Below are 15162 nucleotides of genomic sequence, written 5' to 3'. Positions count from 1 at the left end.
CGTCGCTGCCGTCGGGCGCGCGCACGCAGACCGAGCCGCCGCCGGGGCCCGCCAACTGCTCGGCGCGCTGCTTGGCCTCGGTGATCCGCATCGTGGTCACCGGGTGGGTGCGCAGATAGTCGGGGAAGTCGTAGTAACCCGCGGCGTTCGTCCGTGATTTTGCCTGCATCGTCGCGAAAAAATCGGCCATCGCGACCGGGTCGTAATCGCTTCGGGCCAGCGTCTGGATGCCGATGCGGTCGGCTTCCTGCTCGTTCGAGCGGGTGTAGTCGATCTGCCGCTGTTGCATCAATCCCATCGCGCTGGCTATCGCCGCTTGGGCCGCGTCGTCGGCGGAGTTGCCGCCGGCGGCCTGGGCCGCGACCAGCGCGCCGAGCATCGCCAGCAGGATCGGAACCTGGTCGCGCTGGGCCCGCTCGACGCCGCGCAGCACGTGGTACTGGGTGACGTGGGCGATCTCGTGGGCGAGCACGCCGGCGACCTCGTCCTCGCGTTCGCTGGCCAGCACCAGGCCGGCATTGACGCCGATGTAGCCGCCGAGGGTGGCGAAGGCGTTGATCTGCCGGTCGCGCATCATGAAGAAGGTGAACGGTTGGGCCGGCCGGTCGCTGTGCGCGGCCAGGCGGTTGCCCATGCTCTCCAGCCAGCTGTCGATCAGCGGGTCCTCGAGCACGTATTCGTAGTGGCGCAGTTGCGCCAGCATCATCGCGCCGTACTGCTCCTGCTGCACGGGACTGAGCAGCTCGCCGGCGGACGAACCGATATCCGGCAGCTTGGCGTCCTGGGCGTGCGGGCTGCGCGCCGGCGTACAGACGATGGCCAGGCCCAGGGTGACGGCGGCGGCGAGGGGGCGTATGCGTTGCGGGGACATGGCGCTGCGATGGAACCTCTGCGAGGGAACGGATCGTCGGCGGACAGGTGCGGGCAGGTGGCCCCGAGCATGGGCCGGCTCGCCGTCGATGGCGTGAATCTCCGGTAACCGGGTCGGGAGCCGTTGCCAGTCTGCCACGCTGCGTTCCGCCGGTGGTGGTATCCGATCGGCTGGAAAAGCGCGCCCGCGGGGGCCATATTCCCTCCGTCGGCATGCTTGGACCACGGCATGCGCCACGAGTTTCCACAGGAGTCCGCACTTGAACGCCCCGACCGACCGTACCGGCCCCGAGATCACCCTCTACACCTCGGCCATCTGCCCGTATTGCGTGGCGGCCAAGAACTTCCTCAAGAGCCGTGGGCAGCAATGGAAGGAAGTGCGGATCGACCTCGATCCGGCCGAGCGCGCGCGCATGATCGAGCGGGCGAGGCGCACCAGCGTGCCGCAGATCTTCATCGGCGATACCCATGTCGGCGGCTACGACGACATGATCGCGCTGCACCGCGCCGGCGGTCTCGATCCGCTGCTGGCGGGTTGAGGCGGGCCGCCCGCGCGGCGCCGACCGGATTTCCGGCCACGGCTGGCCGGACCGCACGATCCGCAACCCGGACCGCTTCGCCGGAGGGACTGGCGAAGCGGCCACCCCTTTCTCGACCGGACACCCCATGAGCAACGACAGCAACGACCGTATCGCCGAGTTCACCGCGTTCCGCAAGCGCATGAACGAACGCATCCTCGCCGAGCCCAACCAGGTGGTGCGGCGCTTCTTCGCGCTCGATACCCAGACCTACCAGGGCGGTGCGCTGGACGTGAAGACCAAGGAGCTGCTCGGCCTGGTCGCGTCGATGGTGCTGCGCTGCGACGACTGCATCAGCTACCACGTCGCCCAGTGCCGCGAGGCGGGGGTGAGCCGGGAGGAGATGTTCGAGGCGTTCTCGGTCGGGCTGGTGGTCGGCGGCTCGATCGTGATCCCGCACATGCGCCGCGCGGTGGACTTCCTGGACCGGCTGGAGCGCGGCGACGACGTCACCGCGACCGCTCCCGCGCACGACCACGCCTGAGCACGGCCGGGCTCGGGCCCGGCTCGATTCCCGGGTGCCGATGCCCGCCCCACAGCCCCGCCATGCGGGGCTTTCGCCGTTGCGGCCGACGCCGCTGGCGGCCCGCGTCAAGGCCGGCGCAGCGGCAGTGGACGATGGTTGCATCTGAAAAGAAACCGCGTCTCAGGCATAATTGAACGGTTAACCATTCGGCGCCGTACCTCTCCCCCTGGCGCCCCAAAGCTGGAAGATCCCCTATGACGCAGACGATTACGGTCATCCGTGGCGATGGCATCGGCCCGGAGATCATGGACGCCACCCTGCACGTGCTCGACGCGATGCAGCTTGGCCTGCAGTACGAAGAGGCCGATGCCGGCCTGGCCGCGCTGGAGAAGCACGGCGAGCTGTTGCCGCAGGCGACCATGGACTCGATCCGCAAGAACCGCGTGGCGCTGAAGAGCCCGCTGACCACCCCGGTCGGCGAGGGCTTCTCCTCGATCAATGTCGAGCTGCGCAAGCGCTTCGACCTGTACGCCAACGTGCGGCCGGCCAAGAGCTTCCCCAACACCCAGTCGCGCTTTCCCAGCGGTGTCGACCTGATCACCGTCCGCGAGAACACCGAGGGCGCCTACATCGGCGAGGGACAGGAGCTGTCGGCCGACGGCGAGACCGCGGTGCTGACCCAGAAGGTCACCCGTCGCGGCTCCGAGCGCATCGTCCGCTACGCCTTCGACCTGGCCCGCAAGACCGGCCGCAAGAAGGTCACGGTGGTGCACAAGGCCAACATCCTGAAGTCGACCTCGGGCCTGTTCCTGAAGACCGCGCGCAAGGTCGCCGAGGAGTATCCGGAGATCGAGTGCGACGAGATGATCGTCGACGCCTGCTGCATGAAGCTGGTGATGCAGCCTGAGAAGTTCGACGTGATCGTCACCACCAACCTGTTCGGCGACATCATTTCCGATCTGTGCGCCGGCCTGGTCGGCGGTCTCGGCCTGGCGCCGGGCGCCAACATCGGCTCGGATGCGGCGATCTTCGAGGCCGTGCACGGCACCGCGCCGGACATCGCCGGCCAGGGCAAGGCCAACCCCTGCGCGCTGCTGCTGGGCGCGGCGCAGATGCTCGACCATCTCGGCCTGCCGGAGAAGGCGGCGAAGCTGCGCGAAGCGATCATCGCCACGCTCGAGGCCAAGGACTCGCTGACTCCCGACCTGGGCGGCAGCGGCGACACCATGTCGTTCGCCCGCGCGATCGCCAGCCGGGTCTGAGTGGGCCGGCCGATCCGGACCTCGAACGGGGCGCCTTCGGGCGCCCCGTTTGTTTTTGCGGCGGGCACCCCTGTTTGCGGCGGGCAACCCTGGGACCACTCGGGCGACAGGGGACCGTAGGAGCGGCGCAAGCCGCGATCCTCGGGCTGTGCCCGGGGGATCCCCAAAGTTCGCTGCGCAAACCTTGGGCCCCGCCGTTGCGCTTCCACACCCCCATTCGCATCTGCGATGCGAATCGCCCCCTGACTCAGGGGGGGACGATATCCGGCTGCGCGCGGATATCTCCCAAGGTTCGCTTCGCAAACCTCGGGCCCCACCGTTGCGCTTCCACACCCCCATTCGCATCTGCGATGCGAATCGCCCCCTGACTCAGGGGGGCTGGGTCACACGCGACCCAGCGGAGTAAGCCGCGATCGGGCTTTCATGGGAAGGCTTCATCGCGGCCTACGCCGCTCCTGCGAGATGAGGTACCGCATGGGCGCATTCCCCCGAGGCAGGGGGGCGGTTCGCGTGCAGCGCGAATGGCGGCGCGACGGCGGGCAGGGCACTTACAGCCACCGTCGCAGCCGGATGGCGTCCCCTGCGTCATGATCTCGACAGCGCCACCGCGCTGCCGCAGAATGGCGCGGCTATATTCCTTCATTCGGATGAAAAGATGAAAAAAAGCGGCGCTGCTGCCGTGTCGCCGGTTCGCCCCAGCGCGGTCGCCTTGACGCCGCTGCTGCTGTTCCTGCTGTTGTTCTTCGGCGCCGGCGTCTACTTCACCAGTCACGGCGAGGCGATGGGCTTCTATCAGCTGCGGGCGCCGGTCGCGGTGCTGCCGGCGCTGGCGCTGGGGGCATGGCTGGCGTGGCGGCGCGGGGTCGCGCCGCTGGACACGATGCTGGCCGGCATGGGGCATCCGAACGTCATGCTGATGTGCCTGGTGTTCCTGCTGGCCGGCGCGTTCGCGACCGTGACCAAGGCGGTGGGCGCGGTCGATGCGGTAGTCGCGCTGGGCTTGGGCGCGTTGCCGGCGGCGCTGATCCTGCCGGGCCTGTTCCTGGTCGCCGGCTTCATCTCGCTGGCGATCGGTACCTCGATGGGCACGATCGCGGCGGTGGTGCCGGTCGCGCTGGGCGTGTCCGACGCCGCCGGGCTGGACGCCGGCCTGGTGCTGGGCGCGGTGGTCGGCGGGGCGATGTTCGGCGACAACCTGTCGGTGATCTCAGACACCACGATCGCCGCGACCCGCAGCCAGGGCTGCCGGATGCACGACAAGTTCCGCGAGAATCTGAAGATGGCGCTGCCGGCGGCGGCGGTCACCCTGGCAATGCTGGCGGTGATGGGCGATGTCGCCCCGGTGCAGGCGCCGGACGACCCGGTCAGCCGCTGGTTGGTGCTGCCGTACCTGCTGGTGCTGGGATTGGCACTGGCCGGCGTCAACGTGGTGCTGGTGTTGGCCATCGGCCTGGTCGTGGCCGGCGTGCTGGGCGCGGTCGCCGGCGCCGGCTACGACGCGGTCAGCTTCGCCGGCGATATCTATCTCGGCTTCGAGGGCATGGTCGAGATCACCCTGCTGGCGCTGTTGATCGGCGGACTGGCCGCGCTGATCAAGGCCTGCGGCGGGCTCGACTGGCTGGCGCAGACGATCGCGCGCTTCGCCCGCGGCCACAAGGGCCGCCGTGCCGGCGAGGCCAGCATCGCCGCGCTGGCCGCCGGCAGCGACGCGCTGACCGCGAACAACACCGTCGCGATCCTGATCAGCGGCAGCCTGGCCAAGGACATCGCCGACCACCACGGCATCAGCGGCAGGCGCAGCGCCAGCCTGCTCGACGTGTTTTCCTGCGTGATGCAGGGCGTGCTGCCGTATGGCGCGCAGATCCTGCTGGCCGGTTCGCTGGCCGGGCTGTCGCCGCTGCTGATCGCCGGCCGGGTCTACTACTGCTGGCTGCTGGCGGTGGCCGCGATCGCGTTCATGCTGTGGCCGACACGGCGACGCGATGCGGCGGTGGCGTCGACTGCCGGGCAGGGGCGCGCGGGGTCGCGTATCGAGTAGCGGCTGGCCATACGGGACGGCCACGAAAAAGGGCGCCCGCGGGCGCCCTTTTTGTTCGCATCGACGGGCGACGCTCAGTTGCGCGATTGCAGCTTGGACAGCAGGCGCAGGAACTCGATGTACAGCCAGACCAGGGTGACCAGCAGGCCGAACGCGCCGTACCACTCCATGTACTTGGGTGCGCCGTGCTCGACGCCGGTCTCGATGAAGTCGAAGTCCAGCACCAGGTTCAGCGCCGCGATCACCACCACGAACAGGCTGAAGCCGATGCCGATGATGCCGGATTCGTGGATCAGCGGAATCTGGATGCCGAACATGCCCAGCACCATGCTCGCCATGTAGACCAGGAAGATGCCGCCGGTGGCGGCGACGATGCCGAGCTTGAAGTTCTCGGTCGCCTTGATCAGGCCGGAACGGTAGGCGAACAGCAGCGCGAACAGGGTGCCGAAGGTCAGCAGCACCGCCTGCATCACGATGCCTTCGTACAGGTGGTTGTACATCGCCGAGATCGCGCCGAGGAAGAAGCCTTCGACGATCGCGTACAGCGGCGCGGTCACCGGCGACCACTCCTTCTTGAACACGGTGATCAGGGCCAGCACCAGGCCGCCGATCGCGCCGCCCCACATGTACGGAGCGGCACCGACCGGACCGTCAAGGGTGAACTCGACCTGGTTCCAGGCGAATGCGGCGGTGATCACGCACAGCAGCAACAGCACACCGGTCTTGTTGACGGTGCCGTTGAGGGTCATCGCGTCGCCGGGGTTGCGGACGACGGTGCCGCTGGCGAGGTCGAGAAAAGTGGATTCCTTCAAAGCCGGGTTGCCGCTGCGCATGCGTGCTCCTTTGGATGACTCGCTTGGGTTCGGGAATTGGGTTGGAGGCTTGGATTCGCGACCTGGGTTCGGGACCAGGTCGAAGACCCGGCCCGCCGCGGCTGGCGGCAGCGGCGGGCGATCGTTCCAGGCCGCGAGCATACACCGCCCGGACCATGGCTCAGCTGGCAGTCAGCTTGCCGGATCGGGCCGTACCCGGCGCCCGCCGCCGTCCGTTCAGGCCCGTCCGGCGCGGGAACGCGATTGCCGACGCGCCTGCGGGGGCGGGGGCGGAAACCGCGCCGGCCCATGCCGCCTGCACGTGCGCGTTGACAGCAGCACGGGCCATGCCCAAAATGTCCGACCTTTCGCGGCGTTGGCGCGCATCGAAAGGGCCCGGCTTCGGGGCATAGCGCAGTCTGGTAGCGCATCTGCTTTGGGAGCAGAGGGTCGGGGGTTCGAATCCCTCTGCCCCGACCAACCGCCTGCCAATGCCGGTTAAGATTGCGGACCACGCGCCCGTAGCTCAACCGGATAGAGCACCGGCCTTCTAAGCCGGTGGTTGCAGGTTCGAGTCCTGCCGGGCGCGCCAGTTGTTTGCGGTAAAGCTTTTGTGGTGGCTGTAGCTCAGTTGGTTAGAGTACTGGATTGTGATTCCAGTGGTCGGGGGTTCGAATCCCCTCAGCCACCCCACCCATCTCGGCAGGCGAAATTTTTTCGATGCCGGGTGTTTGCCAAAGCGAGCGGGTCTGCTATTATCCCGCTCCCAGATTTGGGCCGTTAGCTCAGTTGGTAGAGCAGTTGACTCTTAATCAATAGGTCCAAGGTTCGAATCCTTGACGGCCCACCAAATCGAAAGACACCCGGCCCGCGCCGGGTGTTTTTTTTTGCCGGCGGGGCGGCGGCGGGCGGCAAGGCTCGTCGCCGGCGGCGCCTGCCTCTAGAATGCCGGGGCCGCCTCCGGGCGGCGCGTATCGCGAAAGTGGCGGAATTGGTAGACGCCCTGGATTTAGGTTCCAGTGCCGCAAGGCGTGGGGGTTCGAGTCCCCCCTTTCGCACCATCCTCGGGGTGGCCAGGCCCGCGCCCGGCGCTCCCCGCAGGGCATTGCGGCGGCGGTGCTGGCAACCGGCCGCCCGATCGGCGAAAATACCCCGTTCCGCCGCCTGCACGGGTGCAGGTGGCATCTGGACAGCTCAAACAACATCGTGCCGCGGCGGCGTGCCCCGGTAGCAGGAGTGGATATGCAAGTTTCGGTTGAATCCGTCGGTAACCTCGAACGCCGCATGACCTTCAGCCTCCCGGCCGAGCGGCTGGAGGCCCAGGTGGGCGGCCGTCTGCGCGAGATCGCGCGCGGCGCCAAGATCAAGGGCTTCCGCCCCGGCAAGGTGCCGGCCAAGGTGATCGAGCAGCGCTTCGGCCAGCAGGTGCGCGCCGAGATCCTCGACGGCATGTTGCGCGAAGGCTTCCGCGACGCCGTGCGCGATCAGTCGCTGCAGATCGCCGGCAATCCGAGCATCGAGCCGGTCGAGGGCGCCGAGGACCTGGCCTATGTGGCCACCTTCGAAGTGGTCCCGGACTTCGGCGACATCGACGTCGAGAAGCTCAACGTCATCCGCCATACCGCCGAGGTCGCCGACGCCGACATCGACACCATGATCGAGAACCTGCGCCAGCAGCGTCGCAGCTGGAACCCGGTCGAGCGTGCCGCCGCCGAGGGCGATGCGGTCGAGGTCGAGACCTGGTCGCAGGCCGGCGAGGAGCGGGTGCCGGCCGAGGGCGTCGAGCGCGGCACCACCGTGCTCGGCTCCGGCGCGATGTTCCCGGCGATCGAGACCGCCCTGGCCGGGCTCAAGGCCGGCGAGGAAAAGCAGGTCGAGGTCGAGTTCCCGGCCGACTGGCGCATGCCCGCGTTCGCCGGCAAGAAGGTCGACGTGCATCTGAAGGCGGTGAAGGTGTCCGAGCCGGTGCAGCCGGAGGTCGACGCCGAGTTCATCAAGAGCTTCGGGGTCAAGAGCGGCGACGCGGAGCAGTTCCGCGCCGACATCCGCACCAACCTGGAGCGCGAGCTCAAGGGCGCGCTGATGACCCGGCTGCGTCGCGAGGTCGGCGAGCAGCTGATCGCCGCCTATGCCGAGGTCGAGATGCCGCCGAAGCTGGTCGAGAACGAGGCCCGCGACATGGCCCGCCAGACCATCGAGCAGGCGCGCCGCCAGGGCCGCCAGATCGGCGAGGTCCCGGCCGACGCGCACCTGGGCTTCACCGAGCAGGCGCGCAAGCGCGTGCTGGTCGGCCTGATCGTCGGCGAGGTCGCCCGTCGCAACGAGCTGAAGCTGGATCCGGCGCGGGTCAACGAGACCCTGCGCCTGATCGCCTCGACCTACGAGGAGCCGCAGCAGGTGATCGAGCTGTACCGCAACGACGCGCAGCTGATGAACAGCCTGCAGGCGCGGGTGATGGAGGAGCAGGTGATCGACTGGATCGCCGAGCGCGCCCAGCACACCGAGCAGGCGCTGAGCTTCGCCGAGGCCATCCGCCAGTAACACCGGCGACGGAGGGTCGGCCGGGCCCGCGGGGTTCCGGCGACGGGCATGGCCGGTTTGGCGCACGCGCCGGGCCGGCCATCGCCGTTGTGGGCACCGCGTCGGCGACAGGCCGTGACCGGAGCCGGCAACCCGGGCCATCCCGGACTTGCGTCCGACCGCGATTGGCCCCAACTTTGCAAGCATCACCCCACACGTACCGCAGGTGCCGTACCGATATGGACAACCGAACCCAAGCCCTCAACCTGGTGCCGATGGTGGTCGAACAGACCAGCCGCGGCGAGCGCGCGTACGACATCTACTCGCGGCTGCTGAAGGAGCGGGTGATCTTCCTGGTCGGCGGTGTCGATGACCACGTGGCCAACGTGATCGTCGCGCAGATGCTGTTCCTGGAAGCGGAGAACCCCGAGAAGGACATCAGCTTCTACATCAACTCGCCGGGCGGCATCGTCACCGCCGGCATGGCGATCTACGACACCATGCAGTACATCAAGCCGGACGTGAGCACGATCTGCGTCGGCCAGGCCGCGTCGATGGGCGCGCTGCTGCTGGCCGCCGGCGCCAAGGGCAAGCGCTACGCGCTGCCGAACTCGCGGGTGATGATCCACCAGCCGCTGGGCGGCTTCCAGGGACAGGCGACCGACATCGACATCCATGCCCGCGAGATCCTGGGCATGCGCCAGCGCCTGAACGAGATCCTGTCCAAGCACACCGGACAGGCGCTGGAGACGATCGCCCACGATACCGAGCGCGACAACTTCAAGGGCGCCGAGGCGGCCCGCGAGTACGGACTGGTCGACCAGGTGCTGGAGCGCCGTCCGGACGACTCGGTCCAGGCGGCCTGAGCGGGCGCTCGGAATCTGGTTTGCAAGTTTTTGATTTGTAACGACTTTAAGCAAGCGATCCGACCCGGCTGCCGGGCCGGATCGCTGTGCTATTCTCGAATCGCATCGGTGGCTCCGGCAGGGCCGGAGCCGGTGCACGGCACACGCAACATTTGGGCAAGAGCATGAGCGACGACCGACAAGGCCGACCCCCTACCGACAGCAACAAGATCCTCTACTGTTCGTTCTGCGGGAAGAGCCAGCACGAGGTCCGCAAGCTGATCGCGGGCCCCAGCGTGTTCATCTGCGACGAATGCGTGGAGCTGTGCAACGACATCATCCGCGAGGAGCTCGAGGAGAAGGCGCAGTCGGCACGCAGCCATCTGCCCAAGCCCAAGGAGATCCTCGAGGTCCTCGACCAGTACGTGATCGGCCAGCAGCGGGCGAAGAAGACCCTCGCCGTCGCGGTCTACAACCACTACAAGCGGATCGAGAGCCGCCAGCGCAACGACGACGTCGAGCTGGCCAAGTCCAACATCCTGCTGGTCGGTCCGACCGGTTCGGGCAAGACCCTGTTGGCCGAGACCCTGGCGCGGATGCTCAACGTCCCGTTCACGATGGCCGACGCGACCACCCTGACCGAGGCCGGCTACGTCGGCGAGGACGTCGAGAACATCATCCAGAAGCTGCTGCAGAAGTGCGACTACGACGTCGACAAGGCGCAGCAGGGCATCGTCTACATCGACGAGATCGACAAGATCTCGCGCAAGAGCGACAACCCGTCGATCACCCGCGACGTGTCGGGCGAGGGCGTGCAGCAGGCGCTGCTGAAGCTGATCGAGGGCACCGTCGCCAGCGTGCCGCCGCAGGGCGGGCGCAAGCACCCGCAGCAGGAGTTCCTGCAGGTCGATACCCGCAACATCCTGTTCATCGTCGGCGGCGCGTTCGCGGGGCTGGACAAGATCATCCGCCAGCGCAGCACCGAGGCCGGCGGCATCGGTTTCGGGGCCAAGGTCAAGAGCGCCGAGCGCAAGATCGAGATCGGCAAGATCCTCGCCGAGGTCGAGCCCGAGGACCTGATCAAGTTCGGCCTGATTCCGGAGTTCGTCGGCCGCCTGCCGGTGGTCGCGACCCTGGAGGAGCTCGACGAGGCGGCCCTGGTGCAGATCCTGACCGAGCCCAAGAACGCGATCACCAAGCAGTTCCGCAAGCTGTTCGATATGGAGGGCGTGGAGCTGGAGTTCCGCCCCGACGCGCTGACCGCGATCGCGCGCAAGGCGCTCAAGCGCAAGACCGGCGCGCGCGGCCTGCGCACCATCGTCGAGTCGGTGCTGCTGGACACGATGTACGACCTGCCGTCGCTGGAGAACGTCAGCAAGGTCGTGGTCGACGAGTCGGTCATCGAGCACAAGTCCGAGCCCTACCTGATCTACCAGAACCCGCCGGGCACGGCGTCGGCCAAGGTCGCCTCGGCGGAGTGATCCGCCAGGGCCGGCCCGTGCCGACCCATCGTCGCCATCCGGACGCCGCGCATCGCGCGGCGTCTTTGTTTTCCTGCGCGGGTTCTTGCCCAGACTCGAGGCTCTCGTTGCCGTTGCCACGCGGCCGTCAGGAACTTGGCGGGCCTCGATGGCGAGTCCGCATGTCGCCGGCGCCGTCGCGCTGATGTGGAGCTCCAGGCCGTCGGCGACCAATTGCCCAGGACCTGGACGCGCTGCCGAACACCGCCCGCGGCATCGAGGCGCCCGGCTACGATGGGGGCCGGTCCTGGCCGCCGATGCGATCGAGGAGCTCAACAAATAGCATCCGTGACCGGCGGGGCGCCGCAGTGGCGCTGGCACCGGTTATTGACGCCGCCTGGAAACAGGCGGCGTTTTCGTTTGCAAGCGACTGATTTGGCTTGGTTTGCCCGCGCCGCGTCCGGCGCGCTCCGAAGCGCCGCTTGCATCTGTTCGCGCAGGCCCCCATAACCGTGGCCAAGGGCCGTTTGCCCTGAGTTCCTGGAGAGCCCATGACCGATTCCCCCCTCAGTGCCGCTTCCGACCCCGAGACCGGTCGCGAGACGCTGGACCTGCCGGTGTTGCCGTTGCGCGACGTCGTCGTCTTTCCGCACATGGTCATCCCGCTGTTCGTCGGCCGCGACAAGTCGATCCGCGCGCTGGACGTGGCGATGGAGGCCGACAAGCGCATCCTGCTGGTCGCGCAGAAGTCCGCCGACATCGACGATCCGGGCGCCGACGACCTGTATGCGACCGGTACCCTGGCGCAGGTCCTGCAGTTGCTGAAGCTGCCCGACGGCACGATCAAGGTGCTGGTGGAGGGTGTGTCCCGGGTCAAGGTCGACGACGTCGAGGAGCGCGACGGCCTGCTGGCCGGCCACGCCGAGGTCGTCGCCCCGGTGCTGGACCGCGACCCGCGCGAGCTGGAGGCGATCAGCCGTTCGCTGATGGGGTTGTTCGAGCAGTACGTGAAGACCAACCGCAAGCTGCCGCCGGAGCTGATCCAGACCCTGTCCGGGATCGACGAACCGGGGCGGCTGGCCGACACCATCGCCGCGCACCTGGGCGTGCGCCTGAGCGACAAGCAGAAGCTGCTGGAGACCCACGGCATCGGCGAGCGGCTGGAACAGCTGGTCGGCCTGGTCGACGGCGAGATCGACGTGCAGCAGCTGGAGAAACGCATCCGCGGCCGGGTCAAGTCGCAGATGGAGAAGAGCCAGCGCGAGTACTACCTCAACGAGCAGATGAAGGCGATCCAGAAGGAGCTCGGCGAGATCGACGACGCGCCCAACGACGTCGAGGAGCTGACCCGCAAGATCGCCGAGGCCGGCATGCCCAAGCCGGTCGAGGCCAAGGCCAAGAGCGAGCTCAACAAGCTCAAGCAGATGTCGCCGATGTCGGCCGAGGCGGCGGTCGTGCGCAATTACCTGGACTGGGTGCTGGGCGTGCCGTGGAAGAAGCGCAGCAAGGTGCGCAAGGACCTCAAGTCCGCCCAGGACGTGCTCGACGCCGACCACTTCGGTCTGGAGAAGGTCAAGGAGCGCATCCTCGAGTACCTCGCCGTGCAGACCCGGGTGAAGCAGATGAAGGGCCCGATCCTGTGCCTGGTCGGCCCGCCGGGCGTGGGCAAGACCTCGCTTGGCCAGAGCATCGCCAAGGCGACCAACCGCAAGTTCGTGCGCATGTCGCTGGGCGGCGTGCGCGACGAGGCCGAGATCCGCGGTCACCGCCGTACCTACGTCGGCTCGATGCCGGGCCGGATCGTGCAGAACCTCAACAAGGCCGGCACCAAGAATCCGCTGTTCATGCTCGATGAGATCGACAAGATGTCGATGGACTTCCGCGGCGATCCGTCTTCGGCGCTGCTGGAGGTGCTCGATCCGGAGCAGAACAACGCCTTCAACGATCACTACCTGGAGGTCGACCTCGACCTGTCCGAGGTGATGTTCATCGCGACTTCCAATTCGCTGAACATCCCCGGTCCGCTGCTCGATCGCATGGAGGTGATCCGCATCCCCGGCTACACCGAGGAGGAGAAGCTCAACATCGCGATGCGCTATCTGCTGCCGAAGCAGATCAAGGGCAACGGGTTGAAGGAGGACGAGATCAAGGTGTCCGAGGCCGCGGTGCGCGACATCGTGCGCTACTACACGCGCGAGTCGGGCGTGCGTAGCCTGGAGCGCGAGATCGCCAAGATCTGCCGCAAGGTGGTCAAGGAGATCGCACTGGCCGGGCCCAAGGCGAAGAAGGGCGCGGTCAGCGTGACCCCGAAGAACCTCGACAAGTACCTCGGGGTGCGCCGTTTCGATTTCGGCCGCGCCGAGGAGCAGAACGAGATCGGCCTGGTGACCGGGCTGGCCTGGACCGAGGTCGGCGGCGATCTGCTGCAGATCGAGTCGACCCTGGTGCCGGGCAAGGGCCAGCTGCTGCTGACCGGCCACCTGGGCGACGTGATGAAGGAGTCGGCGTCGGCGGCGCTGTCGGTGGTGCGCGCGCGCACCGAGAGCCTGGGCATCGACCTGGACTTCCTGCAGAAGCACGACGTGCACGTGCACGTTCCCGAGGGCGCGACGCCCAAGGACGGTCCCAGTGCCGGCATTGCGATGGCGACCTCGCTGGTGTCGATGCTGACCCGCAATCCGGTCAAGGCCGAGGTGGCGATGACCGGCGAGATCACCCTGCGCGGACGGGTGCTGCCGATCGGCGGACTGAAGGAGAAACTGCTCGCGGCGCTGCGTGGTGGCGTCAGCACGGTGGTGATCCCGGAGGAGAACCGCAAGGACCTGGTGGATCTGCCCAAGAGTGTGACCCAGGGCCTGGACATCAAGCCGGTCAAGTGGATCGATGAGGTACTGGAGATCGCGCTGGAGCGGCCGGTGTCGCCGTCGCCGGTGTCCGGGCCGGGTGAGCTGCCGGTACGCGGCAAGGACGAGGAGGTATCTCGGGCGGGTGTCAAGCATTGACATCAGCCGTTCGTCAGGATCGCGTGATGAAGCCTGAAAGCCGCGCCAGAGCTAGCTTTCAGGCTTGCTGGGTCGGGCACCCGCTGGTATAACGAGCGCAACCTCGCGCTGTCGCAAGCCTGCTCGTCGTAAGTAAGCTGCGGTGCGTGGTCAAATCGACCGGTGTCGATTCCGGCAGTGAGGTCGGGAGTCGAGCTTCTCCGGTTTTCAGAACAAGGCGGCGAAGTCCGCAAAGGGAGTCAAAACGAATGAACAAGGCTGAGCTTATCGAGTCCGTCGCCGAAGCGGCTGATCTGTCCAAGACCGATGCTGCCGGTGCCGTCGATGCGTTTGTCAGCGTGATCACCAAGGCGCTCAAGAAGGGCGACACCGTGACCCTGGTCGGCTTCGGCACCTTCCAGGTCCGTAAGCGCGCCGCTCGCCAGGGTCGCAACCCGAAGACCGGCGAGACCATCAAGATCAAGGCCTCGAAGAATCCTGCATTCAAGGCTGGCAAGGCGCTGAAGGATGCAGTAAACTAACGAGCTCGGCCGGCGGCACTGGTCGGGTCGCGGTCCAGGCCGCATCCCGATCGGCGCCGAAGGACACACCGGGTGCTTAGCTCAGTGGTAGAGCGTCTCCCTTACAAGGAGAGGGTCGGGGGTTCGAAACCCTCAGCACCCACCACTGATCGCTGCGGTCCATGGCTGCAGACCGCACCAGGGTGTGATGAAGTGTTTGCAATAGCGCGGAGCGGTAGTTCAGCTGGTTAGAATGCTGGCCTGTCACGCCGGAGGTCGCGGGTTCGAGTCCCGTCCGCTCCGCCAGCAATACCCGGAAGGCGCCCGCTGGGCGCCTTCGTCATAAAGTGAGAGTCCCGGATCCTGTCGTCAGCCAGGCAGGCCCCGGGAAGTCGGCCCCAGCGGGCCGGCGCAATCGGTCAAATGCGCGGAGCGGTAGTTCAGCTGGTTAGAATGCTGGCCTGTCACGCCGGAGGTCGCGGGTTCGAGTCCCGTCCGCTCCGCCAGTCGTACCGGAGGGCGCCCCACGGGCGCCTTCTTTTTTTAGCGGCACGGTCCTGCCGCTCCCGCACCATCCTGCGGGGCGCGGACCGCCGGCCCAACGGCCGGCACGCGATCGGTCAACAACGTGGAGCGGTAGTTCAGCTGGTTAGAATGCTGGCCTGTCACGCCGGAGGTCGCGGGTTCGAGTCCCGTCCGCTCCGCCAGTCGTACCGGAAGGCGCCCTCGGGCGCCTTCTTTTTTTGCGGGGGCCGCCGCCCCCACCGCGGCGGCGCACGGCTCCGTCGCCCGTCCGGCGCCGCCGGTCG

11 protein-coding genes and 9 tRNA genes are annotated in these 15162 nt (G+C 67.5%); 18 read left to right on the top strand and 2 right to left on the bottom strand.

All coding sequences use genetic code 11. The annotated features are described in order from the left end of the window. On the bottom strand, positions 1–871 hold an 871-nt coding region (locus tag FKV24_RS05170), incomplete at its 3' end, for a M48 family metalloprotease (protein WP_141481615.1). A gap of 259 nt (positions 872–1130) precedes the next feature. Between FKV24_RS05170 and grxC the strand changes: the two genes are divergently transcribed. From grxC to FKV24_RS05150, 4 genes are all read left to right on the top strand, one after another. Further along, positions 1131–1409, top strand: coding sequence for a glutaredoxin 3 (grxC, locus tag FKV24_RS05165; RefSeq protein WP_170288219.1), 279 nt, complete (start codon positions 1131–1133; stop codon positions 1407–1409). 127 nt (positions 1410–1536) lie between these two features. Beyond that, positions 1537–1932: a carboxymuconolactone decarboxylase family protein gene (locus FKV24_RS05160; RefSeq protein WP_111266054.1), complete on the top strand. Its 396-nt coding sequence runs from the start codon at positions 1537–1539 to the stop codon at positions 1930–1932. 236 nt (positions 1933–2168) lie between these two features. After that, positions 2169–3176 (top strand): isocitrate dehydrogenase, encoded by a 1008-nt coding sequence (locus FKV24_RS05155; RefSeq protein WP_111266055.1) that lies wholly within the window; start codon positions 2169–2171, stop codon positions 3174–3176. Positions 3177–3831: 655 nt separating this feature from the next. Beyond that, positions 3832–5214, top strand: coding sequence for a Na+/H+ antiporter NhaC family protein (locus FKV24_RS05150; protein WP_141481614.1), 1383 nt, complete (start codon positions 3832–3834; stop codon positions 5212–5214). A 74-nt stretch (positions 5215–5288) separates the two neighbouring features. Here the strand turns inward: FKV24_RS05150 and FKV24_RS05145 are convergent, their stop codons facing one another. Then, the gene (locus tag FKV24_RS05145; RefSeq protein WP_111266056.1) at positions 5289–6047 is read right to left on the bottom strand and encodes a Bax inhibitor-1/YccA family protein; all 759 of its coding nucleotides are present in this window, start codon (positions 6045–6047) and stop codon (positions 5289–5291) included. Between the two features lie 382 nt (positions 6048–6429). Between FKV24_RS05145 and FKV24_RS05140 the strand changes: the two genes are divergently transcribed. The 14 genes from FKV24_RS05140 (at position 6430) to FKV24_RS05075 (ending at position 15060) form a co-directional block, all read left to right on the top strand. Next, positions 6430–6506, top strand: a tRNA-Pro gene (locus FKV24_RS05140). A gap of 35 nt (positions 6507–6541) precedes the next feature. Continuing rightward, positions 6542–6618 (top strand) — tRNA-Arg (locus FKV24_RS05135). A gap of 24 nt (positions 6619–6642) precedes the next feature. Then, positions 6643–6719, top strand: a tRNA-His gene (locus FKV24_RS05130). Positions 6720–6800: 81 nt separating this feature from the next. Further along, positions 6801–6876 (top strand) — tRNA-Lys (locus FKV24_RS05125). Between the two features lie 126 nt (positions 6877–7002). Next, a tRNA-Leu gene (locus FKV24_RS05120) sits at positions 7003–7087 on the top strand. A 181-nt stretch (positions 7088–7268) separates the two neighbouring features. Then, positions 7269–8567, top strand: a complete 1299-nt coding sequence (gene tig, locus FKV24_RS05115) for a trigger factor (protein ID WP_141481613.1) — start codon at positions 7269–7271, stop codon at positions 8565–8567. A 218-nt stretch (positions 8568–8785) separates the two neighbouring features. Further along, the gene (clpP, locus tag FKV24_RS05110; RefSeq protein WP_111266058.1) at positions 8786–9412 is read left to right on the top strand and encodes an ATP-dependent Clp endopeptidase proteolytic subunit ClpP; all 627 of its coding nucleotides are present in this window, start codon (positions 8786–8788) and stop codon (positions 9410–9412) included. Between the two features lie 164 nt (positions 9413–9576). After that, positions 9577–10872: an ATP-dependent Clp protease ATP-binding subunit ClpX gene (clpX, locus tag FKV24_RS05105; protein ID WP_111266059.1), complete on the top strand. Its 1296-nt coding sequence runs from the start codon at positions 9577–9579 to the stop codon at positions 10870–10872. A 530-nt stretch (positions 10873–11402) separates the two neighbouring features. Beyond that, a complete protein-coding gene (lon, locus tag FKV24_RS05100) occupies positions 11403–13853 on the top strand; it encodes an endopeptidase La (protein ID WP_141481612.1) in 2451 nt (816 codons plus the stop codon). Positions 13854–14101: 248 nt separating this feature from the next. Continuing rightward, positions 14102–14374 carry an HU family DNA-binding protein gene (locus FKV24_RS05095; protein ID WP_111266062.1) on the top strand — a complete coding sequence of 91 codons (273 nt, stop codon included), beginning with the start codon at positions 14102–14104 and terminating at the stop codon, positions 14372–14374. Between the two features lie 70 nt (positions 14375–14444). After that, positions 14445–14519 (top strand) — tRNA-Val (locus FKV24_RS05090). 63 nt (positions 14520–14582) lie between these two features. After that, positions 14583–14659 (top strand) — tRNA-Asp (locus FKV24_RS05085). 123 nt (positions 14660–14782) lie between these two features. Beyond that, positions 14783–14859 (top strand) — tRNA-Asp (locus FKV24_RS05080). 124 nt (positions 14860–14983) lie between these two features. After that, positions 14984–15060, top strand: a tRNA-Asp gene (locus tag FKV24_RS05075). The last annotated feature ends 102 nt before the right edge of the window (positions 15061–15162 follow it).

Origin of the sequence: Marilutibacter maris, from assembly GCF_006546735.2 — a bacterium.
Taxonomy (GTDB): domain Bacteria; phylum Pseudomonadota; class Gammaproteobacteria; order Xanthomonadales; family Xanthomonadaceae; genus Marilutibacter; species Marilutibacter maris.
Note: the sequence above shows the minus strand (reverse complement) of the source record. Positions and strands in the feature narration are given on the sequence as shown.

What these genes read in the sequence shown, in the direction of transcription:
- FKV24_RS05160 (WP_111266054.1), top strand. Translation starts at nt 1,537, where the DNA reads ATGAGCAACGACAGCAACGACCGTATCGCCGAGTTCACCGCGTTCCGC.
- FKV24_RS05155 (WP_111266055.1), top strand. Translation starts at nt 2,169, where the DNA reads ATGACGCAGACGATTACGGTCATCCGTGGCGATGGCATCGGCCCGGAG.
- FKV24_RS05150 (WP_141481614.1), top strand. Translation starts at nt 3,832, where the DNA reads ATGAAAAAAAGCGGCGCTGCTGCCGTGTCGCCGGTTCGCCCCAGCGCG.
- FKV24_RS05145 (WP_111266056.1), bottom strand. Translation starts at nt 6,047, where the DNA reads ATGCGCAGCGGCAACCCGGCTTTGAAGGAATCCACTTTTCTCGACCTC.
- tig (WP_141481613.1), top strand. Translation starts at nt 7,269, where the DNA reads ATGCAAGTTTCGGTTGAATCCGTCGGTAACCTCGAACGCCGCATGACC.
- clpP (WP_111266058.1), top strand. Translation starts at nt 8,786, where the DNA reads ATGGACAACCGAACCCAAGCCCTCAACCTGGTGCCGATGGTGGTCGAA.
- clpX (WP_111266059.1), top strand. Translation starts at nt 9,577, where the DNA reads ATGAGCGACGACCGACAAGGCCGACCCCCTACCGACAGCAACAAGATC.
- lon (WP_141481612.1), top strand. Translation starts at nt 11,403, where the DNA reads ATGACCGATTCCCCCCTCAGTGCCGCTTCCGACCCCGAGACCGGTCGC.
- FKV24_RS05095 (WP_111266062.1), top strand. Translation starts at nt 14,102, where the DNA reads ATGAACAAGGCTGAGCTTATCGAGTCCGTCGCCGAAGCGGCTGATCTG.